Below are 22,903 nucleotides of genomic sequence, written 5' to 3' on the forward strand. Positions count from 1 at the left end.
CGCGCGCGCTTGCAACCGAAGGCCAGCGGGGCTAGCTGCGAGGCTGCATAACGATGAGGCGGCACCATGGTGAAACTCGATATCCTCTCCGATCCGATCTGCCCGTGGTGCTGGATCGGCAAGGCCGGTCTCGACGCGGCGCTGGCCGAGACCCCCGACCATCCCTTTTCCATCGAATGGCACCCGTTCCAGCTTAACCCCGACATGCCGGCGGGCGGCATGGACCGGCGCGCCTATCTCGAAGCCAAGTTCGGCGCCGCGACGGCGCGGCACGGGCCTATGCGCCGATCGTCGAGCGCGCCGCCGAAGCCGGTCTCGCGCTCAACCTCGACCGGATCGCCACCACGCCGAACACACTCGATGCGCACAGGCTCATTCACTGGGCCGGGATCGAGGGGCGGCAGACAGCGGCGGTGAGCGCGCTGTTCAGGGCCTATTTCACCGACGGGCGCGACATTGGCGACCACGATGTGCTCGCCGACATTGCCGACGGGATCGAGATGGACGCGGCCATGGTGCGCCGTCTTCTGGACGGCGATTCCGATCTTGAGAATATCCGCCGCCGCGACGCGCATAGCCGCGAGATGGGCGTGACCGGCGTGCCGACCTTCATCGTGGCACAACGCCACGGCGTGCCGGGCGCCCAAACCAAGGAGATGTGGGTCAAGGTGATCGGCGACATCCGCGCCCAGATCGCCGACGAGGGCTAGGGGCTGAAGGCGAGGTCCACCGCCTCCCGTCGGCCGCCGCGCCGCAAGGGGTGGCCGCCTGCCGGCGCGGCGGTCTTTCCCCTCGTGGCGGCCAAGGCCTGCGCCGTACCCTGCCGTGCCACCCACAGCACCGCGCCCGTCAGTTCGGGCGTATCAACGCTGCGCCAGACCGGGCGGTCCGGCAGGACGAGCGCCAGGTTCCCAGCGATCCAGATGCTGTCGCTCACCACCGCCGCGTCGGAGTGGCGGTCCTCGATCCACTTTGCCAGCCCCGCGAAATCGGCGGCGCGGTAGCCCGGCTCAACCCAGCCCGACACCGGCAACAGCGCAAAGCCCGTGACCCAGAGCGCGCCGAGCCCGCGCGCGAGCCACCGCCCGCCGAGCGGCCCGAGGCTGTCGAGCGCCCAGAGCACGAAAACCGGGGCGGAGAACACGGCGATCGGCAGCAGCCAGCGATCGGCCACGTCGGTCACGCCGGACAGCACGACCCCGACCGCGAGCAGCCCCGCGCCAGCCCCCATGGTGACCAGCATCAGCCGCGACTGCGGATCAGGACGCCAGCGGGCTTGGCCGCGAAGCTTGAAGGCGATGAGACCGCCGACCACGATCACCAGACCGCAAAAGGCGATCCAGGCCGAGGCGAGGCTTCCCAGCCCGGCGAGCATGCGCCACAGCGGCGCGGCCTCATCGATCCCCAGCTTGTGCAAGGACCCTCCCGCGACGACCGGGTTGCGAAACACCCACCAGAACGGCAAGGCGACCACCGCTGCGGCCGCGACCACCGCCAACATGACGCCGCGCGGGTCGATCCGCGCCCGCCATTCGGCACGCAGACAGGCCGCAAGCAGGATCGCCAGCGGCAGCAGCGCCACGTTCCATTTGGAGATGGCCCCGAGCCCTGCCGTAATGCCCAAGGCCGCCCACGCCCCCAATCCCGCGCGCCCCGGGCCGCGCAACACACGGTCCGCAAGCGCCATCACGAGAAGCGCCATGGTCAGCGCCAGCACCGAATGGGTAAGCGCGCGCTGGGCCTCCCACAAAACCTGCGGCAAAAGGCCGAGACCCATCACCGCCACCCCCGCCTCGAAAGGCGGACGCAAGCGGCGCAGCATCGCATAAAGCAAAAGTCCCGCCGTACCGAGCAACGCGTATTTAAGCAGCGCGAGGCCGAGGATCCCCTGACCCACCACGGCAAAGACCAGCCATTGCAGCCAGAAATACAGCGGCGGTTGTGCGTTGTAGCCCAAGGCGAGATTGCGCGCGAAATAGAACGCCTCGGCCTCGTCAAGTTCGAGCGCGGGGCCTTGGGCGAAGCGCCATGCCACCTGAACCATCGCCCAGACGACGATCAGCGCGATCCAGGCGCGATCGCTCGTCATGGTTCGGCGCGGTTCTCGGCCTGCCGTTCGGACCAGATGAAATAGATGTTGCGCGCATAGACAACCAGGCCGAAGGCTTGGCCGAGAATGAACACCGGATCCTGCCGCCAGATCGCATAGGCGAGCAGCATCGCGCCGCCACTGGCCGAGAAATACCAGAACGCCTCGGGCACGATCGACTTGCGCACCCGCTCGCTGGCAATCCATTGCACGAGAAACCGCGCCGAAAACAGAGCTTGGGCCAGAAAGCCGACGGTCAACCATGCGATCTCGGCCCAGCCGGTCCGGGCGAACCATTCGGTGAACAAGGTCATAGGATCTCCTCGGTCCGCGCCGGGCGCGCGCGCATCACCAGCCAGCGGACCCCCATCAGGTCGGGAATGCCCTGCAGGCCCCGCTTCCAGTTGGTATAGTTCGAAGCGCCATGACGCCGGGCCCGGTCGCCGATCGGCACATAGGCCGTACTCGCTCCATAGGCGCGGAACAGCGCCGGCAGATAGCGATGCTGGCCGTGAAAGAACGGCAAGGCGAGATGACGGTCGCGTTCGAACACCTTGAGGCCGCAGCCGGTATCGGGGCAATCGTCGCGCAGGACCCGGCGGCGCAGCGCATTGGCGAGCCGCGAAGCGGTGCGCTTGGACCATGTGTCGCGCCGCTTGGCGCGCACACCGCCGACAAGCTGGGGACCGGCGGGGTCGTAGGCCGCGACCAGCGCCGGGATGTCCCCCGGCGGGTTCTGCCCGTCGCCGTCGAGCGTGGCGATCAGGGGAAAGCGCGCGGCGGCAACGCCGCTGCGCACGCTGGCGCTCTGCCCGGCATTCGCGGTATGGCGCAGTACCCGCAGGCGCGGATGTCGCGCCCGCAACGCCGCCAACCGCACCGTGCTGTCATCGGTCGAGCAATCGTCCACGACGATCAGCTCTCCCAAAAGCGCCTCCGGCAGCACGTCGAAGGATTCCTGCACCAGAGCGTCGATGTTCCCTGCTTCGTTATAAGCTGGAATAACGAGCGTTATCCTGTGGTTGCGTTCCGTTGTTGAAGTCGGTTCCGTCATCAGGTCTCTGCTTTCGCCTTCTTGGCCGCCTTGACCTTTTCGGCAAGCTCGCGGGCGAGGCCGAAGGCGCCGCGGATCTTGTCGGCCTCCTTCGACCAGTCGCGCATGACGACGATCTTGTTGTCCTTCACCTTGGCCTGGCCCTTCTGGTCCTGAATGAATTCGACCAGGCCCTCGGGCGAGACGAACTTGTCATTGTGGAAACGGATGGTGGCCCCTTTCGGGCCGGCATCCAGCTGGCTGATGCCGGCGCGCAGACACATTGCCTTGATGCGCACGACCAGCATGAGCGTGTTGACCTCGCGCGGCAGTGGGCCGAAGCGGTCGATCAGCTCGGCGGCGAACCCTTCGAGTTCGACCTTGGTGGTCAAGTCCGACAACCGACGGTAAAGCCCGAGCCGCACGTCGAGATCGGGCACATAGGCCTCGGGGATCAGCACCGGCACGCCCAGATTGATCTGCGGCGCCCATTGGCCCTCGCTCTCGGACAGGCCCTCGGCCTCGCCGGAGCGGATCTTGGTGATCTGCTCCTCGAGCATCTGCTGGTAAAGCTCAAAGCCCACCTCGCGCATCTGGCCCGACTGCTCCTCGCCGATGAGGTTGCCGGCGCCGCGAATGTCGAGGTCCTGGCTGGCGAGGGTGAAGCCCGCGCCCAGGCTGTCGATGCTGCCCAGAACGCGCAGCCGCTTTTCGGCGCCGGGCGTCAGCGGTGCGCGCGGGCGCGTCGTCAGATAGGCATAGGCGCGGGTCTTGGAGCGGCCGACGCGGCCCCGGATCTGGTAGAGCTGCGCCAGTCCGAACATGTCGGCGCGGTGCACGATCATCGTGTTGGCGGTGGGGATGTCGAGGCCGCTTTCGACGATGGTGGTCGCCAGAAGCACGTCGTAGCGCCCGTCATAGAAGGCGTTCATCCGCTCGTCGAGTTCGCCCGCCGCCATCTGGCCATGTGCCACGACATAGGACACTTCGGGCACCTCGTCGCGCAGGAAGGCCTCGATCTCGGGCAGGTCGTTGACGCGCGGAACCACGAAAAAGCTCTGCCCGCCGCGGAACCGCTCGCGCAGGAGCGCCTCGCGCACGGTGACGGCGTCGAATTCGCTGACATAGGTGCGGATCGCGAGACGGTCGACGGGTGGCGTGCCGATGATCGACAGATCCCGCACCCCGGTGAGCGACATCTGCAGCGTGCGCGGGATCGGCGTCGCGGTCAGGGTCAGCACGTGGACATCGGTGCGCAGCGCCTTGAGGCGTTCCTTGTGGTTGACGCCGAAATGCTGCTCCTCGTCGATGACCAGAAGCCCGAGGTCGCGGAACTTCACGCTCTTGGCCAGCAGCGCATGGGTGCCGACAACGATATCGACCTGCCCGCTGGTGATCCCGGCGCGGGTCTCGGCCGCCTCCTTGGCCGACACGAAGCGCGACAGCGGGCGCACGTTGATCGGAAAGCCGCGGAAGCGTTCGGCGAAGTTCTTGTAGTGCTGGCGCGCCAGCAGCGTGGTCGGCGCGATGACTGCCACCTGCACGCCCGACATCGCGGCGACGAAGGCCGCGCGGATCGCCACCTCGGTCTTGCCGAAGCCCACGTCGCCACAGATCAGCCGGTCCATCGGGTGGCCCGACTCCATGTCGTTGAGCACGTCCTCGATCGCCTGAAGCTGATCCTCGGTCTCGTCATAGGGAAACCGCGCGAGGAACTGCTCCCAGATGCTGTCATGCGGGATCAGCTTGGGCGCATTGCGCAGCGCCCGTTCGGCAGCGATGCGGATCAACCGCTCGGCGGCCTGGCGGATGCGCTCCTTGAGCTTGGACTTCTTGGCCTGCCACGCGCCGCCGCCAAGCTTGTCGAGCATACCCTCTTCGTGGCCGAAGCGGCTCAGAAGCTCGATGTTTTCGACCGGCAAATAGAGCTTGGCGTTCTCGGCGTATTCGATCAGCAGGCATTCATGCGCCGCCCCCAACGCCGTCACCACCTCGAGCCCGTGATAGCGGCCGACGCCGTGATCGACATGCACGACGAGGTCGCCCGCGCTCAAGCTCTGGGTCTCGGTAAGGAAATTGTCGGCCCGGCGCTTCTTGCGGGCGCGGCGGATCAGCCGTTCGCCCAGCACGTCCTGCTCGGAGATGACGGTGACGGTCTCGGTCTGAAAACCGTGCTCCAGCGGCCAGACCGCCAGATGCAGCCCGCGCTTGCCCACGCCGTTCCAGTCGCGCACGTGGATCGTCTCGGTAAGGCCTCATCCTCGATCAGCCCCGATAGCCGCTCTCGCGCGCCTTCGGAATAGGAGGCGATGACCACCGGCCCGGCCTTCATGCGGTCCTTCACATGGGTGGCGAGCGCGGCAAAGAGGCTGATGCTTTCCTGCTGCCGTTCGGGCGAAAAGTTGCGCCCGATGCGCCCGCCCGCGTCGATCACGCCGGGGCCGGTGGCCTGCTGGATCGGTGCGAAGCGCAGCACCCGGCGGCCTTCGGTGGCTTTGACCCACGCGTCGTCGTCGAGATAGAGAAGCTGCGGCGGGCTGGGCTTGTAGACCGAGTCCATCCGCCCCTTTTGCGACATGGCGTGGCGGCGGGTGTCATAGGCGTCGGCAATCAGCGTCCAGCGCGCGTCGCGGCCCGGCGCGGTCTGGTCGTCGAGCGTTACTGGTGCGCCGGGAAGATAATCGAACAGCGTCTCCAGATCGTCCTGGAAGAAGCCGAGCCAATGCTCCATGCCCGACTGCTTGCGCCCCGCCGTGACGGCCTCATAGAGCGGATCGTCGGTGCCTGCGGCGCCGAACTCGATCCGATAGGTCTGCCGGAACCGGGTGATCGCAGCCTCGTCGAGGATCACCTCCGAAACCGGCGCCAGCTCGATCCGGTCGAGCTTTTCGGTGGTGCGCTGGGTCGCGGGGTCGAAGCGGCGCGCGCCGTCGAGCACGTCGCCGAACATGTCGAGCCGGACCGGGCCGCCTGACCGGGGGCATAGATGTCGATGATGCCGCCGCGGATGGCGTAATCGCCCGGCTCGGTGACGGTCGGGCTCTGGGTGAAGCCCATCCGCACAAGAAAGGCGCGCAAACCCGCCTCGTCCATCCGGTCGCCGACATGCGCGACAAAGGCCGCGTCCTTGAGCGTGGCGCGCGCAGGCACGCGCTGCGTCGCGGCGTTGAGCGTGGTGAGCAGGACGAAGCGCTCCGGCATGCCATGGATCAGCCCCGCCAGCACCGCCATGCGCGCCGCCGAGATCTCGGCAGCGGGCGAGACGCGGTCATAGGGCAGGCAATCCCACGCCGGAAAGGTCACGACCGGCATGTCGGGGGCATAGAATTCGAGCGCGGCGCGCATCGCGGCCATGCGCTTGTCGTCGCGCGCGACATGGATCACAGGGCCGCCGGCCTTCTCGATCTCCTTGAGCACGAGTGTCGCGTCGAAGCCTTCGGGCGCGCCCGAAACCGTGATCCTGCTGCCGTTCGTCTTTACCATTGCGCTGACCTACCTTTCGGGCGGGCGCTGTCAAGCGTCCCGAAGGGTCAGAACCCCGGCGCGACGGAAAGGTTCTGATACATGCCGTACATCGCGGTCACGAAGATCGAGATCATGCCGATCACCTGCACCCAGAAACGATGCCGCGCCAGCCTGCGGCACAGCGTCTGCGCGTCGGGCTGCTCCGCGGCAATGCGCCGCGCCGTGGCAAAGCCCATGACGACCACCAGCCCCATCGGCAGCGCGATCAGGACCACCGCCTGCGCGAATTCGACATCGTACCAGAACGCCAGCAGCAGCAGCGAGCTCAGCACGAAACCCGCGACGGCGATCAGCCAGCCACCCGCCACATGCGCGACATGCAGCATCCGGTTGACGTTGATCCGCACCAGATCGACGAGGTCGCGCTCGGATTGGCCGCCGAAACGGCGCGCCCGCGCCACCATGTCGAAGGGTACGCCGATCACCCGGTGGCTGGCCGACGACCAGACCAGCGCCAGCATGATCCAGAACCACAGGTTCGAGAAGGACCGCATGTCGATCACTTCGAAGAGGGTCTGGGTCAGGGTCACGCGTGGATCATCCGGTCGTTCGCTCGGGCGGAACCTAGCCGCGCCCCCGGCCGATGCCCAGACTTGTGGCCTGCGGCAAACCGTGCCAACCCGATGCTGTGATATGAAAACCCCGCTCGGGAGACGCTCGATGCCGAAGCCCTTCGCCGCCCCCTTCCCGCTGTCGCGCCCGCGCCGCTTGCGCCGTACCCCGGCGCTTCGCGCCATGACCCGCGAGACGGCGATGACGCCGGACAACCTGATCTGGCCGATCTTCCTGCAGGGGGGCCGCGACGAACAGAGCGCCATAGTCTCGATGCCGGGCGTGTCGCGGCTGACGGTGGACCGGGCCGTGACGGCGGCGCGCGAGGCGCGTTCCCTGGGCATCCCGGCGATGTGCCTGTTCCCCTATACCGGCCCCGAGAGCCGGACCGAGGACTGCGCCGAGGCGTGGTCGGACGACAACCTCACCAACACCGCGATCCGCGCGATCAAGGACGCGGTGCCCGAGATGGCGCTGATGACCGACATCGCGCTCGACCCCTACAACATCAACGGCCATGACGGCTATGTCGTCGATGGCGAGATCGTCAACGACCCAACCGTCGAGGCGCTGGTCAAAATGGCGCTGGCGCAGGCGCGCGCGGGGGCAGATATCCTAGGGCCGTCGGACATGATGGACGGGCGCATCGGCGCGATCCGCGCCGCTCTCGAGTCCGAGGGCCACGGCCATGTCGCGATCCTGAGCTACGCGGCCAAATTCGCCTCGGCCTTCTACGGGCCGTTCCGCGACGCGGTCGGCGCGTCCGGCGCGCTCAAGGGCGACAAGAAGACCTACCAGATCGATCCGGCCAACGCCGAGGAGGCGCTGCGCATGGTGGGCCGCGACCTTGCCGAGGGCGCGGACATGGTGATGGTCAAACCGGGGATGAGCTATCTCGACATCTGCCACCGCGTGAAGGACGCCTTCGAGGTGCCGACCTTCGCCTATCAGGTGTCGGGCGAGTACGCGATGATCGAGGGCGCCGCGCGCAATGGCTGGCTCGACGGCGACCGGGTGATGATGGAGAGCCTGATGGCCTTCCGCCGCGCCGGCTGCGACGGGGTGCTCACCTATTTCGCGCCGCGCGCCGCGCGGATCATGGCCGGCTGAGCCCCGCTCCCCCATCGGCGGATGACAGCGCCGCCGGGCTGGCCTATGGTCGGCCCGACCGTCCGGCACAAGGGCGGCGCGACATCGCATGAGGGGCAGCGACATGGACAAGACGACACGGCGCGGGATGATGCTCGGCCTCGGCGCGACCGGCCTTCTGGCCGCCTGCGGCAACGGCGTGGGCAGCGACGGCGGATCGCGCATCGACGCGCGGGTGCAAAGCACGCTCGATCACATGTACGATCTCTACCCCGGCACGCGCGAGCTTTCGGCCCAATCGCGCGGCATGCTGGTGATGCCGCTGATGACCGAGGTCGGGCTTGGCCTCGGCGGTGCCTATGGGCGCGGCGCGCTTCTCGTGGGGCGCAGCGTCGTCGATTACTATTCCGCCGCCACGGCGAGCGCGGGGCTGCAGATCGGTGCGCAGCAGTTCAGCCACGTGCTGTTTTTCATGACCGAGCAGGCGCTTGGAGATTTTCGGCGCGCGCCGGGTTGGGCCGCCGGTGCGGATGTCGAATACGCGATCAACGACCGCGGCGAGATGCTGCGCGCCGAGACGATCACCTCGCTGTCGCCGGTGATCGCCGTGGTCTTCGCGCAGACCGGGCTGCGTGTCGGCGCGACCCTCGAGGGCACGAAATACAGCCGCATCATCCCCTGATCTCAGCTGCGCTCCGCCAGTTCTGGCGCAGCGCGGGCGAGCCGGTCGCGATCGGGCGCGAAATCGATCGCCGCGCGACCGCGCTCCACCGCCTCGTGCGCCATGGCACGCGCGGCGGCGGCGATGGTCGCGTCGGGGTGACGGCCGAGCGCCTCGAGCGTCTTGAGCATCGCGGTCAGCACCTCGACCTGCGACGCACCGTCGCGCGCTATCGCTCCGAACCCGTCCTGCATCAGGTCGCGCGGATCGAGCGGCACCGCCCAGAGCCGATCGTGGATCGCCTTTTCGCGGCCATGCGCGATCTCGTCGCGATAGGATCCGATGACCCGGCCGATGCGCCCAATCACGTCGATTGCCGTGCCGGGATCGTTGATGCCCGCCGACAGCGCCTTGGATCCGATCTCCGACAGCATGATCAGCGCAAAACGCGGATCCTGCTCGGCGGTGCGCAGCTCGCCCATGTGGATATGACTGCGAACCGCCTCATCCAGCGCCTCGCCGCCACCGATCAGATGCGCGATGGTTTCGCCCTCGTGCACGAACCGGCCGACGGGCGCGTCGAGATAGACCCGGCCATCATGCTCATCGGCGGCCTGCTGCAGGCTGTCCTCGTAGATCGCCTGGATATAGGCGGTGCGATCCGCGCGCAGGGGCCGGGCCGTGCCGGGAATATCACCGGGGTCGAGCGCATGACCGCCGAGGCAAGGGCGCTCCATCCGACCCTGAAAGGTGCGAAGCGCCTCGCGCTCGATCCGCGCGGTGGTGTCGACGAGGCTGCCCAAGGCCTGCAGATGCAGGATCCAGCGCAGGATCACGAAGACGATCAGCACCAGCACCGCGAGCGTCGCGATATAGAGCGTGACGATTTCCTTTTCACCGTAATAGGGCGTCGAGAGCAGGATGATCGCGGCGAGCGAATAGATATAAGCCCCGACGAAGGTGGCCAGCACGGTCTGGGTCGTGGTGTCGGCCAGAAGCATCCGGTGCGCGCGCGGCGTCCATTTGGAGGATGCGGACTGGTGCACCGAGACCATCACCGAGAGAGAAAAGGTCGTGACGGCGAGCATCGAGGTCGAAATGATGTCCAAAAGCCGGTTCAGCGCATCCGCACCGATCATGTCCGACAGCCCGTCGGGGATCATCGGCCCGAACAGCTTGGCCGCTCCGAGGGCGACGAAGGCCAGACCGGAGATAAGCGTGACGCGCACCCAGAGGCGACGCGACAAGCGGTGGATCTTGCGCAGTACCGTGGCGAACATGGTCCCTTCCGTTCCGGCGCGGCACGGCATTGTCCGTGGCACGCCTATGCGGGCCCCGCTCCCTTGAACGCGGCATCCCCGTACCAACGTCGCACAAACTCCGGGAGTTGCACATGTTTCCGCTTTTGATCCTCGCCGCCGGCGCCTCGTCACGGATGCGCGGCGACGACAAGCTGGCGATGACGATCGACGGCGTATCGCTGCTGCGCCGGCAGGTCATGGCCGGGATCGCGGCGGGGGCGCGGGTGCATGTGGCGCTGCGGCCCGACGATCCGCGCGCGGCGCTGCTCGACGGGCTCGACGTCGCGCGGTTCGAGATCGCGGCCAGCGCCGAGGGCATGGGGGCGACATTGCGCGAAGGTGTGGCGCGGCTGCCGCGCGCCCGACGTTTTGGCCTCATGCCCGCGGACCTGCCGGATCTCGACGCGTCGGCGATCGCCCGCGTGTTCGACGCGGCCGCGCGAGAAGATGGTACGCTGGTATGGCGCGGGGCTTCCGCGGTGGGGCGGCCCGGCCACCCTGTGGTCTGCGACGCCGCGTTGAGGCCGAGATTCATGGCACTATCGGGCGCCTCGGGCGGGCGTGCGGTGCTGGCTCCGTACGGGCCGCGGACCCGTCTGGTGCGCCTGCCCGGCGTCATCGCCACGCACGATCTCGACACGCCAGAAGCTTGGGCCGAATGGCGTATGGAAAAAGGGCGAAGGGACATGGCCCTTCGCCCGCACGGGATAAAGACTAATTAAAAAACGGCTACTTGTGAAAGACAGCGGTTGCGATCAGACGACCATCAGACGGGCTTCGTGGCGTTTGAGCGCCTTGCGGGCCGATCGGTATCCGTCGATCCCTGCGCGCCCACGCAACTCGGGGAACAGCTCGAAAATCTCGTCACGCTGTTCGGTCCCGATACCCTTGAGCGAGTGATCTCCCGGCTGGAAGCTTTCGGTCCAGGCCCCGTTCGACAGCACCACCTCGTGGCGGTCGAACATGAAGTGGATGTAGCTGGTGCGCGGGACCTCGACCGTATGGATGCCCTTGGAGCCGACGAGATGTTTGGCGGCGGCCAGCACTTCGCTGTCCTCGAAGTAGAGCTGAGCGCGATCGCCCGAGAGCAGCACACGGTGATTGGGCGAGACCATCATGTCGCGCTCGGGCAGGCCGTTGCCCAAGGCCCCGGCCCGGATCATCACCGGCTTGAGATGCGGGCTCGTGAGGAATTGCTGGGGTCCGACTTGCTTGTGGCCGACCCAGCGGATCTCTTGGATGCCGTTGTCGCGGGTGATGATGCGGTCGCCTTCGCGCAGCTCCTCGACGAGGCGCTCGCCGCGCGGCGTGGCGATCACGGTGCCCGGGGTGAAGCATGGCACGACGTTCTCGATCTCCTCGAACTGCATCTGGGTGCCGTCCTTGAAGTAGACGATACCGTCCTCGCGGTCCTCCGAGGTATACTCGATCCGGTCGATATCCGCGCCGGTCAGGTCGAGCGTGTCGTAATCGTCACCGCCTTCGCCGCCGGTGACCTGATCTCCGCCATTGCCGCCGGTAAAGAGGTCGCGGTCGTCATCGCCGAACAGCCGGTCGACGCCCTGACCGCCGATGATCGTGTCGTTGCCGGCCCCGCCGAAGATCGTGTCGTTGTCGATGCCGCCATCGAGGCGGTCGTCGCCGGCGCCGCCGAACAGCTTGTCGTCGTCGTCCTGACCGAAGATCGTGTCATCGCCCTCGCCACCATAGAGCTCGTCCTGGCCGTTATCGGTGAGACGGTCGCCCTCATCGTTGCGGATGTTCAGGCTGTCGGGAAAGCGCGGGTCGAGACCGCCGTGGATCACGTCGTTGCCTTCGCCACCGAAAATGGTGTCGTTGCCCTCGCCACCGGTGAGGGTGTCGTCGCCTTCATCGCCGAGCACACGGTCGTCGTCGATGCCCGCGTCGATGGTATCGTTGCCAGTCCCGCCGAAGATGGTGTCGCGGTCGTCGCCGGTGTGGACCGTGTCGTTGCCCGCGCCGCCATAGACGGTGTCGCGGTCATCGAAGACATCGGGGTCCGGGGTCAGGCCGATACCGGGATAGGGATTGTCGAAGCGGTCGAAGTCGGCTTCGCGGTCCCCATCACTCGAGTCGATGACGTCATCGCCGTCGCCACCATGGATCACGTCGCGGCCGCGGCCTCCGAAAAGCTCGTCATTTCCTGCGCCGCCATCGAGCGTGTCATCGCCGGTGCCGCCAAAGAGCGTGTCCCGCCCCTCTCCGCCGAACAACCGATCGTCGCCAGTTTCGCCGTGGAGCGTGTCGTCGCCGGCCCCGCCATAGACCTCGTCGTCGCCATTGCCCGCCAGCACGGTGTCGTTGCCGCCATAGGCCTCGACGCGGTCGTCATCAGGGGCGTCGTCGCCGAGGATAGCATCGCCGTTGTCGATGCGGTCGCCATCGGGGTCTCCGTCATAGGCCAGATCGATGAGGTCATCGCCCATCGTGCCCGAAACGATGCCGTCGGGGCCGGCCTGGCAGGTGACGCGGAGCGCCACGCTGGCATTGTCCACACCGCCGCGATCGTCGGCGATCGCGTAGTCGATGGTCACGTCGCCATCGAAGCCGGGTTCGGGAGTATAAAGCAGCGTGCCATCATCGTTGATCACGACCTCGCCGCGGCTGGCGCGCGCCTCGGTCACGCGCAGCGGATCGCCGTCGGGGTCGGAATCATTGGCCAGCACGTCGATGGTGACGGCCATGTCCCTCCCGGTGGTGGCGGTGTCGTCCTGCGCGTCCGGCGCGTGGTTGCTCTGCGGGTCCTTCAGGAAGTTCTCGATGTTGTAGAAATCGAGACGCTCGCCGGTGGGCACCTTGTTCTCGTCGAGGAACTGGATCCAGCCGCTGGAGCCGTTGCCATCGCCATCGGGCACGATATCCTTGGCATAGATGTTGCCCATGCCGCGCAGGTCGAGCGTATCGACATCGTCGAGGCTGCCATCGCCGCCGCCATAGACGACGCCGCCGCGACCGGGGGTGAAGGTGTCGCTGCCCGCGCCGCCATAAAGCGTGTCATGCGCGTCACCCGAGAGGTGATCCTCGCCATCACCGCCATGGAGCGTGTCGGTCCCGCCCTTGCCATCGAGCGTGTCGTTGCCCGCCCCGCCAAAAATCTCGTCGTTGCCCGCGCCGCCAAAGAGCGTGTCGTCACCCGGCGTTCCGTCGATCCGATTGTCCGCCATCCGTCGTCTCCTTAACCGCGGGTGACTGCCCCGCCTCGTTGCTCGAACCGCCCTGCCCGTCCCGCGCCGAGACGCGGGTCGCACCATCCGGTGCCGACTTCGGCAGAGAGCTCATCGATGTGCTGCTGTTGTCCCCCCAGGACCACTTGCAGACGCTCTTGATCCAACCACCCCCGGCGGACCGCCCTCATCGGGCCTGGACCATAATTATCCCGCCCAAGGCGGGGGACAAATAGAAAAGTGTCTGAAAAATGTTGCGATGTAGGCCATGATCCGAAAATCCCGCAGCAGATTGCGGCGATCCTGCCCTACATTGTTAAGAAAAGCGAAACCATTCTGTCGCATACACGGCTGCGACTCGGGTGTTTTCTGGGGGAACGGCGTCATCTCGCCGTTCATTGCGCGGTATCAGTGGACAATCCGGTGGCGCGGCGTTGCCGCCGCCTTCCACCGGGTTGCCCATTTTTGGCCGCAATCTTCGTTGCCGATCCGCAATCAGTTTCGGCATTCGATCCGGATTGTGCCGATGTGGCGGGGGTTTGGCGCCTTCAGCCGCCGAACCCCCGGGCCCCTGTGGCGGTCCGCGCCGCGCCAAAGCCACCCGTCCGGCCCACGGTTGCCCGGGTCATCGGCGCGGCGGTGCGGGTCGAGGGTCCGGCATTGTAGGCATTGGGCGACAGCGTGGTGCTGCCGCTCGCACGGTTGAGCACTGTGCCGCCCGGCGTGGCGAAACCGCCGGAGGAGCGCCCGTAGAAGGGCTGCGCCCGCGCGCCCCTCCCACCCAGCATGTTGCCCAGCAGATAGCCCGCCATCAGCGGCAGGAACACCGATCCGCCGCCGCCGGGGCGTTCCTCGACCATGCATTCGCCGCCATGCTCGGCCTCGCACAAGGCTTGATCGTCATAGCGGGGCGCGGTTTCGACATGCGCCTCGAGCGCCTCGCCGAAGCCGCTTTCGCAGCTTTCCTCGGTGACCCATGTCCCCGGGCCCGCGGCGGCCTCGAGACAGGCGTCGAGCGTCGGGAACGCGGCGGAGGGCACGTCCTCGTCGCGGCAGGCGGCGAGCGTGAAGGCGGTGGCCCCGACAAGCGCGAGGCGAACGTGGCGCGAGCGTTTGCGCGGGGCGGCGGGGCTCCGGGGGCTGGCGATGGTCATGGCGGTCTCCTCCTCGTGCGGGTCAGGCGCGAATGAAATGCGGCTTGAAGCGGCTCAGGTCTCGGGTGATGCGGCCACGATCCTCGCGCAGCCCCATGGCGACACAGGTCTCTCCCACGACCCATGCACCCACGACCGGGTACATGCCGTCGAAGACCGGTAGCGGATGATAGGCCTGCAGGACCGCCGGGTGGTTCTCATAGCTGCGGTCGGGCGACGCTTCCGTCCCTTGGGGCGTCACGATGTCAATGCTCGACCCCTCGCGCGAAAAGAGCGGCTTTCGCACATGCCCCCCCGAGAGCGCCGCGCGGGCGGCGGCGCCGTCGGCCTCGTCCTCGAAATAGGCGGGCAGCAGGTTCGGGTGGCCCTCGAACAGCCGCCACAACACCGGCAGGATCCCCTTGTTCGACAGGATCGCCTTCCATGGCGGCTCCAGAAAATGGCAGCGCGCGCCAGGCAATGCTTGGGCGAAATCGTCGCGCAGCATGTCCTCCCACGGATAAAGCTTGAACATCGCGCCGATCACCCGGCCCTCGCCATCCGCGAACTGCCCTGCATCGGTCAGGCCGATCTCGGGGATCGGCACGAAATGCGCCCCAAGCCCCGCCTCGCGCGCGGCCCAGGCCATGTATTCGGTGGTGGCGTAATCCTCGGGGTCATCGGGAAAACAGGCGAAATGCACGTCGTGTCGCGGGCGAATATTTCGGCCAGCCGCGCCACCAGCGCCTCGTGCAGCCCGTTGAACTGGTCCGTGCCCTGGGGCAGCCGCCCCGCCCCGACCATGTCTTCGAGCCACTGCCACTGGAACGCGGCACTCTCATACAAGGCGGTCGGCGTGTCGGCGTTGTATTCCAAAAGCTTGGCCGGACCCTCGCCGTCATGGGCGAGATCGAAGCGGCCATAGAGCTCGGGCTCGCCCGCCTCCCACGAGGCCGCGATCATCGCGCGCGCGCCGGGCGGGATCGCGAGGCGGTCCATCAAGTCCTCCGAGCGTAGCACGTGATCCACCGCCTCGCGGCACAGCCCGTGCAATTCGGTCGCGGGGTCCTCGATCATGTCCTCGACCTCGGAGAGATCGAAGGCATAGACCGTCTCCTCGTCCCAATAGGGTTCGCCATGCATGTGATGAAACGTGAACCCGGCCTCGCGGGCCTTTTCCTTGAGATCGGGTCGGGCCCCCGTGGCGATGCGCTGCATGGTCTGTCCTCCGGCGCGCGATCGGGCGCGCCTGGGGGACCTAGCGCGCATGGCGCATGCGGGCCAGCCCCCCAGAACCGTTCGGGGGCAGTTCTCGGGAGATCGTGAGGATCGCTGGTGCCGGTGGGGGGACTCGAACCCCCACGCCTTGTGGGCGGCGGATTTTGAATCCGCTGCGTCTACCGTTCCGCCACACCGGCCAGCGCAATCCGAATAGACCGCGCCCGCGATCTCGTCAACGTGGGTCAGAGGCGATCCGCGGCAAAGGTGTCGCAGGCGGCGACGCTGCCCCGCTCATAGCCGGTGGCGAACCAGCGCTGCCGCTGTTCGGAAGTGCCGTGGGTGAAGCTATCGGGCCGCACCGTGCGCCCGGCCTCGCGTTGCAGCGTGTCGTCGCCGATCTGCGCGGCGGCGTTCATCGCCTCTTCCACATCCCCCGGTTCGAGCGATCCGAAGCGGGCTTCGGCGCGGCGCGCCCAGATGCCGGAGAAGCAATCGGCCTGAAGCTCGATGCGCACCGACAGCGCGTTCGATGTCGCCTCGTCGCTGCGCTGGCGCACGGCGTTGACCTCGCCCAGCACACCGATCTCGTTCTGAACGTGGTGGGCAACCTCATGCGCCACCACATAGGCGGCGGCGAAATCACCCCCCGCGCCGAGCTGCCGCTCGAGCGTCGTGAAGAACGCCGTATCGAGGAAGATCCGCTCTTCGGGCGGGCAATAGAACGGCCCCGTGGCAGCCGAGGCACCGCCGCAAGCCGATTGCGTCGCCCCCTTGAACAGCACCAGTTCGGCCGGATCATAGGTCGCGCCGATCTCACGTTCGAAGATGTCGGCCCAGATCTCCTCGGTGTCGGCGAGGGTGACCGAGACGAACTGCGCGGCCTCCTCGTCGGCCGCGGTGATCTCGCCGCCGCCTTGCTGCATCTGCCCGTCATTCAGCAAGGGCGTCAGGTCCACCCCGAGAAAATAGCCGACGACCACCACGGCCAGCAGCCCGAATCCGCCGGCTCCGCCGATTGCCGCGCCGCGCCCGCTTCGCCCACCGCCTGAGCGCCGCCGGTCAATGATGTTGCCGCTGCCCCGGCGTCCGCGCCATTTCATGTCATCGTTCTCCTTCGTGGGCGAATGCCCGGTTGACCCCGCGACGGGGCCGTGTTCCTGAACAGGGGACGTTTCACAGGTGATGCGGGTTCCATGCTGCGCCGTTTCTATGACATGACGATCTCTCTGGCGGGCCACCGCCATGCCCTTCCGGCCCTCGGCGCGGTGAGCTTTGCCGAATCCTCGGTGTTCCCGATTCCGCCGGACGCGCTGATGATCCCGATGATCCTCGCGCGACCGCGCCGGGCCTGGCTGATCGCGCTGGTCTGCACGGTGACTTCTGTCGCGGGAGCACTGCTTGGCTATTGGATCGGCGCCGCGCTGTTCGACAGCGTCGGGCAATGGGTGCTCGACCTCTATGGCAAGGCTGAGAAATTCGAGGCATTCAAGCTCAAATACAACGACTGGGGCGCTTGGGCCGTGCTGATCGCCGGTGTCACGCCCTTCCCTTTCAAGGTCATCACCATCGCCTCCGGCGTGACGGGGCTGTCGCTGCCGGTGTTCATCCTGTCGTCGATCGTGGCGCGGGCGGCGCGGTTCTTCCTCGTCGCGGCGATCCTGCGTTATTTCGGCGACCCGGCGCGCGACTTCATCGAACGCCGCCTCGGGCTGGTCTTCACGGTGTTCTGCGCCATGCTCTTCGCCGGGTTTTACGCAACGAGGTATCTGTGAGCCGCTATCTGACCGTCCTTCTCGCCACGCTCGGCTCCGCCGCGCTTCTGGGCGGGGCCTTCCTCTTTCAGGCCTTCGGCTATCCGCCTTGCGCGATGTGCATCTGGCAACGCTGGCCGCATGGCATCGCCATCGCGGTGGGCCTGATCGCGCTGGTGCTGCCGGGCCGCGTTCTTCCCCTGCTGGGCGCGCTGGCTGCCACGACCACCGCCGCGATCGGCGTCTATCACACCGGTGTCGAGCGCGACTGGTGGGAAGGCCCGTCGAGCTGCACCGGCACAGGCGAAAGCCTCGGTTCGCTCAAGGGCGGCGATCTGCTCGCCACCGACGGGCCGCGGCTGGTGATGTGCGATGTGGTGAGCTGGGAGTTGCTCGGCCTGTCGATGGCAAGCTGGAACGCTCTGTTCTCGGCCGTGCTCGTCGTGCTGTGGATCTCCGCGCTGCGCCGCAGCTGAGAGGGCGACCCGAGGAAACCCCTTGCCCGCCCCCGCGCTGCCGCGCCATGATCCGCGCATGACAGATTGCATCCTCATCGGCGCCCTGTGGACTGCGGCAAACGACGCCGCGGCTGCCTCATGGGCCCCGACGCCTACCGCACCGCCGGTCTTGCCGAGGCGCTTGCCTCGCTGGGTCACGGGGTCATTGATATCGGCAACGTCGCCCCCGACCGGGTCGAGGTGGCGCCGCCCCGCAACGGCGTGATCCACGAGCTGGCGCTCAACGTCGGCTGGACCGCCGCGCTGATGCGCACGGCGCGCGAGCAGGCGACCAATGGCTTTCCGATCTTCATGGGCGGCGACCACGCGCTGTCGCTGGGTTCGGTCGCGGGCATGGCCGCATATGCCAAGGATGTCGGGCGCCCGCTCTTCGTGCTCTGGCTCGACGCGCATAGCGATTTCCACACGCCCGACAGCACCACTACCGGCAACTTGCACGGCACGCCGCTAGGCTATGTGACGGGCCGCGAAGGTTTTGACGCCTTCCCGTCCCTGCCCGCCACGGTCCCGGTCAGTCAGGTCGGCATGATCGGCCTGCGCAGCGTCGATCCCGAGGAGCGCGCCGCGCTCGAGGATGGTGATGCAACGCTGGTGGACATGCGCATGATCGACGAGATCGGCATCGCGCGCCCCCTGTCGGAGTTCCTCGAAAAAGTGCAATCGGCCAACGGCCTGCTGCACGTATCGCTCGACGTCGATTTTCTCGATCCGGCGGCGGCCCCTGCGGTCGGCACCACGGTCCCGGGCGGAGCAACGGTGCGCGAGGCGCATTTGGCGATGGAGATGCTCTCCGACAGCGGCCTCGTCGCCTCGCTCGACCTCGTGGAGTTGAACCCTTCGCTCGACGAGCGCGGCCGCACCGCCGCGCTGATGGTGGAACTTGCGGCCTCGCTCATGGGCCGCCGCGTCTTCGACCGGCCGACACCGCGCGGTCTCTGAGGCTACTTCATTCCCAAGATACTCCGGGGGTCCGGGGGCAGCGCCCCCGGGCGCATCCTCAGTGATAATGAAACTCGCCCGTCACGTTGCGCCATTCGCCGGGCGAGATCATCTTGCGATGGGTGAAGCGCACCGAGTGCAACGGTCCTTCGATCTCGTCTTGCCAGAACTCGATGAACTCGAAGAGTTTCGGGTGGTCCGGGGCGAGGTCGTACTCCTGCCAGACAAAGCTGTTGAGCACGTGTCTGTAGTCCGGCATCCGGTAGAACAGTTCGGCCGTGGTGAGGCCGTAGCCCCTGAGCATCAACTCGGTTTCCGAGGGATTTGCGGGCATGAAATGGCTCCTGCATGGCGCGCGGGCTTGACCCCGCAGTTTGATTCCAGCTTAGAACCGTGAAAAGTCAATTATCCCAGATTGTTAGCCACGTGCATCGGCGGCTGCCAGCGGGCGGCGGCATCCTCTGTTGCGCCCCATATGGCGCGGGTGCTATAGGTTTGGCTCACAATATATAGCAGTCACAAGACAGCAGGCTTTCCCCCCGTGAGCGACATTCCCGACACACCCGAGACCGACGATTCCATGCCCGAGCGCCCCGCGCCCACCGGCCCCACGGTCTCCATCGTCGAGGAGATGAAGACCTCCTATCTCGATTACGCGATGAGCGTGATCGTCAGCCGCGCGATCCCGGATCTGCGCGACGGACTCAAGCCCGTGCACCGGCGCATCCTCTACGCCATGCACGAGACCGGCAACGGGCATGACAAGCCTTACCGCAAGTCGGCCCGCCCGGTTGGCGACGTGATGGGCAAGTATCACCCGCATGGCGATAGCGCGATCTACGACGCGCTGGTCCGCATGGCGCAGGACTTCTCGATGTCGCTGCCGCTGCTCGACGGTCAGGGCAACTTCGGCTCCATGGACGGCGACAACGCCGCGGCCATGCGCTACACCGAGGTCCGCATGGACCGCCCCGCCGCGTTCCTTTTGTCGGACATCGATAAGGACACGGTCGATTTCCAGGACAACTATGACGGCAAGGACCGCGAACCGACGGTCCTGCCTGCCCGCTTCCCCAACATGCTGGTCAACGGCGCGGGCGGCATCGCCGTCGGCATGGCGACCAACATCCCGCCGCACAACCTTGGCGAGGTCATCGACGCCTGCCTCGCGCTGATCGACGATCCGGACCTGTCGTCCGAGGGGCTGATGGAATTCGTCCCCGGCCCCGACTTTCCGACCGGCGGGTTGATGCTCGGGCGCTCGGGCGCGCGCAAGGCCTATCTCGAAGGGCGCGGCTCGGTGATCATCCGTTCCAAGACCCACGTGGAGGAACTGCGCAAGGATCGCTACGCCATCGTCGTCGACGAGATCCCCTATCAGGTGAACAAGGCCTCGATGATCGACCGGATCGCCGAAGCCGCGCGCGACAAGCGGATCGAGGGCATTGCCCATGTGCAGGATGAGAGCGACCGCAACGGCGTGCGCGTCGTGGTCGAGTTGAAGCGCGATGCCACCCCCGACGTCGTGCTGAACCAGCTGTTCCGCTTCACCCCGATGCAGACCTCGTTTGGCTGCAACATGCTGGCACTCAATGGCGGCCGTCCCGAGACGCTGACCCTGCGCGGCTTCCTGACCGCCTTTCTCGACTTCCGCGAGGATGCGATCGCGCGGCGCACCGCGTATCTTCTGCGCAAGGCGCGCGAACGCAGCCACATCCTGTGCGGCCTCGCCGTGGCCGTGTCGAATGTCGACGAAGTCGTGGCCACGATCCGGTCCTCGGCCGATGCGGGCGACGCGCGCGAAAAGCTGATGACCCGGGCATGGCCCGCGCATGAGATCATCGAATACATCAAGCTGATCGACGACCCGCTCCACCCGGTGAACGAGGACGGCACCTACAACCTCTCCGAGGCGCAGGCCCGCGCGATCCTCGAGTTGCGGCTGCAGCGCCTGACGCAGATCGGCGTGCAGGAGGTTACCGACGAGCTTCAGGAGCTGGCCGAAAAGATCCGCGATTACCTCGACATCCTGTCGTCGCGCGAACGCATCCTGACGATCATCCGCGAGGAGCTGCGCGAGGTGCGCGATCTCTTTGCCGTACCGCGCCGCACCGAGATCGTTGACTGGGCCGGCGACATGGAGGACGAGGACCTTATCGAGCGCGAGGACATGGTCGTCACCGTGACCCAGGGCGGCTACATCAAGCGCACGCCGCTGGCCGAGTTCCGCTCCCAGCGGCGCGGCGGCAAGGGCCTCGGCTCCATGCAGACCAAGGAGGACGACGTCGTCACCTCGCTCTTCGTGGCGAACACGCATGACCAGATGCTGTTCTTCACGACCGAGGGCATGGTCTACAAGCTGAAATGCTGGCGCCTGCCGCTTGGCAGCCGCACCGCGCGCGGCAAGGCGATCGTCAACATCCTGCCGATTCCCACGGGCGTCTCGATCGCGGCGATCATGCCGGTCGACCGTCCCGAGGAGGACTGGTCCGACCTGCAGATCATCTTTGCCACCTCTGCAGGCGACGTGCGCCGCAACGCGCTGTCCGACTTCACCAACGTCATGCGTAACGGCAAGATCGCGATGAAGCTGCCCGATGATGTGACGCTGGTGAACGCGCGCATCGCGTCCGAGGAGGACGACGTGATGTTGGTCACCGACTCGGGCCGGGCGATCCGCTTCCGCACCACCGACGTGCGAGTGTTCCAGGGCCGGTCCTCGACCGGCGTGCGCGGCATCCGCCTGTCGGGCGACGACCACGTCGTCTCCATGGCCGTGATCCCGCATTTCGAAGCCGAAGCCTCAGAGCGCGTGGCCTATCTCAAGATGCGTCGCGCCATGGCGGGGATCGCCGACGATGCCGAGGCCGAAGACGAAGATGATGGCGTCGCCGCCGGGGCGCTCAGCCCGATCGCTACGCCGAAATGTCGGCCTCCGAGACGCTGATCCTGACGATCTCGTCGCGCGGCACGGGCAAGCTGTCCTCGAGCCATGACTACCCGGTGCGCGGTCGCGGCGGCATGGGCGTGAACGCCACTGACAAGGCGATGCGCGGCGGGCCGATCGTCACCGCCTTCCCGGTCGAGACCGGCGACCAGATCATGCTGGTGACCTCCGCCGGCCAATCGATCCGGGTGCCGGTGGACGGCATCTCCTTCCGCTCCCGCTCCGCCGGCGGCGTGAAGGTGTTTGATACCGGGCGCGGCGAAGAGGTCGTCTCGGTGGCGCGGATCGCCGATCAGGGCGACGCGGTGGAGGCGGTCGAAGCCGCCACTCCCGAAGCGCCGCAGGGCGACGCCGAATGAAACAACGCCCCGTCCGGACCACCGTGGCTCATTCCGGAATATGGGACACCGCGCCCCGGAAACAATGTGTTTTCGGGCGCGATCTCGTTTGGTGATGATGCGGGTCGTTCAATAGGTTGGGACGACGGGAATCTTGCTCTCGTTCAGGCTCTTGAGGACCTGACCAAAATCCCGGTCCATGAGGAGCTGAGGCCCGACCAGCTCCCGCTCCACCTCGCGTGCGAGCTGAGAAGTGTTTCCAGCTAACGTCAAGAAGCTGCCCCATTTTTCGCTCTTGTCGAAGATCTTTCGAGTTCCATCCGGAGACATGAGAGCTTCAGCTTGCGAACGATTGGCCGCCAACTGATTCAGGAAAGCACTGATCCCTGAAAGGATTGCCAAGTCTCTCGCAACATGGCGCCCAATCACATGGGACGGGCAGTGAAAAACTACGCTGGCAATGTCATAGCTGCTGATTGACAAGTCTTTTTGACTGTCTGCGCTGAGATTCTTCAGCAATCGTATGGCCATCTTCGCGCCGTCATCGGTTTCCTTTCCCTTTTGGTCAATGTGGTGCCGGAACAAAAAGGGATAGTTGCGATGGGCGCTGTTGCACATATC

16 protein-coding genes, 1 tRNA gene and 4 pseudogenes are annotated in these 22,903 nt (G+C 66.7%); 8 read left to right on the forward strand and 13 right to left on the reverse strand.

Translation table 11 applies throughout. The annotated features are described in order from the left end of the window. Positions 1-66 precede the first annotated feature (66 nt). Positions 67-710: pseudogene (locus MBELCI_RS10235) on the forward strand (DsbA family oxidoreductase). On the opposite strand, the gene MBELCI_RS10240 reads toward MBELCI_RS10235, so the two are convergent. From MBELCI_RS10240 to MBELCI_RS10260, 5 genes and pseudogenes are all read right to left on the reverse strand, one after another. Further along, positions 707-2,089 carry a glycosyltransferase family 39 protein gene (locus tag MBELCI_RS10240; protein ID WP_021694127.1) on the reverse strand — a complete coding sequence of 461 codons (1,383 nt, stop codon included), beginning with the start codon at positions 2,087-2,089 and terminating at the stop codon, positions 707-709. The pseudogene MBELCI_RS10235 and the gene MBELCI_RS10240 overlap by 4 nt on opposite strands. Continuing rightward, positions 2,086-2,403 carry a lipid-A-disaccharide synthase N-terminal domain-containing protein gene (locus tag MBELCI_RS10245; protein WP_021694128.1) on the reverse strand — a complete coding sequence of 106 codons (318 nt, stop codon included), beginning with the start codon at positions 2,401-2,403 and terminating at the stop codon, positions 2,086-2,088. Before MBELCI_RS10245 ends, MBELCI_RS10240 begins: the two co-directional genes overlap by 4 nt. Further along, positions 2,400-3,143 carry a glycosyltransferase family 2 protein gene (locus MBELCI_RS10250; RefSeq protein WP_045319999.1) on the reverse strand — a complete coding sequence of 248 codons (744 nt, stop codon included), beginning with the start codon at positions 3,141-3,143 and terminating at the stop codon, positions 2,400-2,402. Before MBELCI_RS10250 ends, MBELCI_RS10245 begins: the two co-directional genes overlap by 4 nt. Next, positions 3,143-6,605, reverse strand: a pseudogene (gene mfd / locus MBELCI_RS10255) (transcription-repair coupling factor). The gene MBELCI_RS10250 and the pseudogene mfd overlap by 1 nt, the downstream one beginning before the upstream one ends. A gap of 47 nt (positions 6,606-6,652) precedes the next feature. After that, on the reverse strand, positions 6,653-7,177 hold the full coding sequence (locus MBELCI_RS10260; protein WP_021694131.1) for a hypothetical protein: 525 nt from the start codon (positions 7,175-7,177) through the stop codon (positions 6,653-6,655). A gap of 130 nt (positions 7,178-7,307) precedes the next feature. Between MBELCI_RS10260 and hemB the strand changes: the two genes are divergently transcribed. Both hemB and MBELCI_RS10270 read left to right on the forward strand, forming a co-directional pair. Beyond that, entirely contained in the window at positions 7,308-8,309 is a 1,002-nt protein-coding gene (hemB, locus tag MBELCI_RS10265) for a porphobilinogen synthase (protein WP_021694132.1), read from the forward strand. A 103-nt stretch (positions 8,310-8,412) separates the two neighbouring features. Next, complete coding sequence (locus MBELCI_RS10270) at positions 8,413-8,970, forward strand: lipid-binding SYLF domain-containing protein (protein WP_021694133.1); 558 nt, start codon at positions 8,413-8,415, stop codon at positions 8,968-8,970. A 2-nt stretch (positions 8,971-8,972) separates the two neighbouring features. Here the strand turns inward: MBELCI_RS10270 and MBELCI_RS10275 are convergent, their stop codons facing one another. Beyond that, positions 8,973-10,229, reverse strand: a complete 1,257-nt coding sequence (locus MBELCI_RS10275; protein WP_021694134.1) for a DUF2254 domain-containing protein — start codon at positions 10,227-10,229, stop codon at positions 8,973-8,975. Between the two features lie 113 nt (positions 10,230-10,342). Between MBELCI_RS10275 and MBELCI_RS10280 the strand changes: the two genes are divergently transcribed. Beyond that, on the forward strand, positions 10,343-10,972 hold the full coding sequence (locus tag MBELCI_RS10280) for a CTP--molybdopterin cytidylyltransferase (RefSeq protein ID WP_021694135.1): 630 nt from the start codon (positions 10,343-10,345) through the stop codon (positions 10,970-10,972). 33 nt (positions 10,973-11,005) lie between these two features. On the opposite strand, the gene MBELCI_RS10285 is transcribed toward MBELCI_RS10280, so the two are convergent. The 5 genes and pseudogenes from MBELCI_RS10285 to ypfJ form a co-directional block, all read right to left on the reverse strand. Continuing rightward, complete coding sequence (locus MBELCI_RS10285; RefSeq protein WP_021694136.1) at positions 11,006-13,435, reverse strand: Hint domain-containing protein; 2,430 nt, start codon at positions 13,433-13,435, stop codon at positions 11,006-11,008. 548 nt (positions 13,436-13,983) lie between these two features. Beyond that, positions 13,984-14,589: a DUF1190 domain-containing protein gene (locus MBELCI_RS10290; RefSeq protein WP_021694137.1), complete on the reverse strand. Its 606-nt coding sequence runs from the start codon at positions 14,587-14,589 to the stop codon at positions 13,984-13,986. Between the two features lie 22 nt (positions 14,590-14,611). After that, a pseudogene (locus MBELCI_RS10295) lies at positions 14,612-15,786 on the reverse strand (glutathionylspermidine synthase family protein). A gap of 115 nt (positions 15,787-15,901) precedes the next feature. Further along, positions 15,902-15,986, reverse strand: a tRNA-Leu gene (locus tag MBELCI_RS10300). 45 nt (positions 15,987-16,031) lie between these two features. Next, positions 16,032-16,889 carry a KPN_02809 family neutral zinc metallopeptidase gene (ypfJ, locus tag MBELCI_RS10305; RefSeq protein ID WP_021694139.1) on the reverse strand — a complete coding sequence of 286 codons (858 nt, stop codon included), beginning with the start codon at positions 16,887-16,889 and terminating at the stop codon, positions 16,032-16,034. A 93-nt stretch (positions 16,890-16,982) separates the two neighbouring features. On the opposite strand from ypfJ, the gene MBELCI_RS10310 reads away from it, so the two are divergent. The 3 genes from MBELCI_RS10310 to rocF all read left to right on the forward strand — a co-directional run bounded on the left by MBELCI_RS10310 (position 16,983) and on the right by rocF (position 18,997). After that, on the forward strand, positions 16,983-17,561 hold the full coding sequence (locus tag MBELCI_RS10310) for a YqaA family protein (RefSeq protein WP_021694140.1): 579 nt from the start codon (positions 16,983-16,985) through the stop codon (positions 17,559-17,561). Next, on the forward strand, positions 17,558-18,016 hold the full coding sequence (locus tag MBELCI_RS10315) for a disulfide bond formation protein B (RefSeq protein WP_021694141.1): 459 nt from the start codon (positions 17,558-17,560) through the stop codon (positions 18,014-18,016). The genes MBELCI_RS10310 and MBELCI_RS10315 overlap by 4 nt, the downstream gene beginning before the upstream one ends. Positions 18,017-18,136: 120 nt before the next feature. Then, complete coding sequence (gene rocF, locus MBELCI_RS10320; RefSeq protein ID WP_021694142.1) at positions 18,137-18,997, forward strand: arginase; 861 nt, start codon at positions 18,137-18,139, stop codon at positions 18,995-18,997. A 58-nt stretch (positions 18,998-19,055) separates the two neighbouring features. On the opposite strand, the gene MBELCI_RS10325 is transcribed toward rocF, so the two are convergent. Next, entirely contained in the window at positions 19,056-19,331 is a 276-nt protein-coding gene (locus MBELCI_RS10325) for an usg protein (protein ID WP_021694143.1), read from the reverse strand. Positions 19,332-19,538: 207 nt separating this feature from the next. Between MBELCI_RS10325 and gyrA the strand changes: the two are divergent. Next, positions 19,539-22,303 (forward strand): annotated as a pseudogene (gyrA, locus tag MBELCI_RS10330) (DNA gyrase subunit A). A gap of 108 nt (positions 22,304-22,411) precedes the next feature. Here the strand turns inward: gyrA and MBELCI_RS21030 are convergent. Continuing rightward, positions 22,412-22,903, reverse strand: a 492-nt coding sequence (locus MBELCI_RS21030) for a nucleotidyltransferase-like protein (protein ID WP_200861268.1), incomplete at its 5' end; no start/stop codon positions are given.

The organism is Limimaricola cinnabarinus LL-001, from assembly GCF_000466965.1.
GTDB lineage: Bacteria > Pseudomonadota > Alphaproteobacteria > Rhodobacterales > Rhodobacteraceae > Limimaricola > Limimaricola cinnabarinus.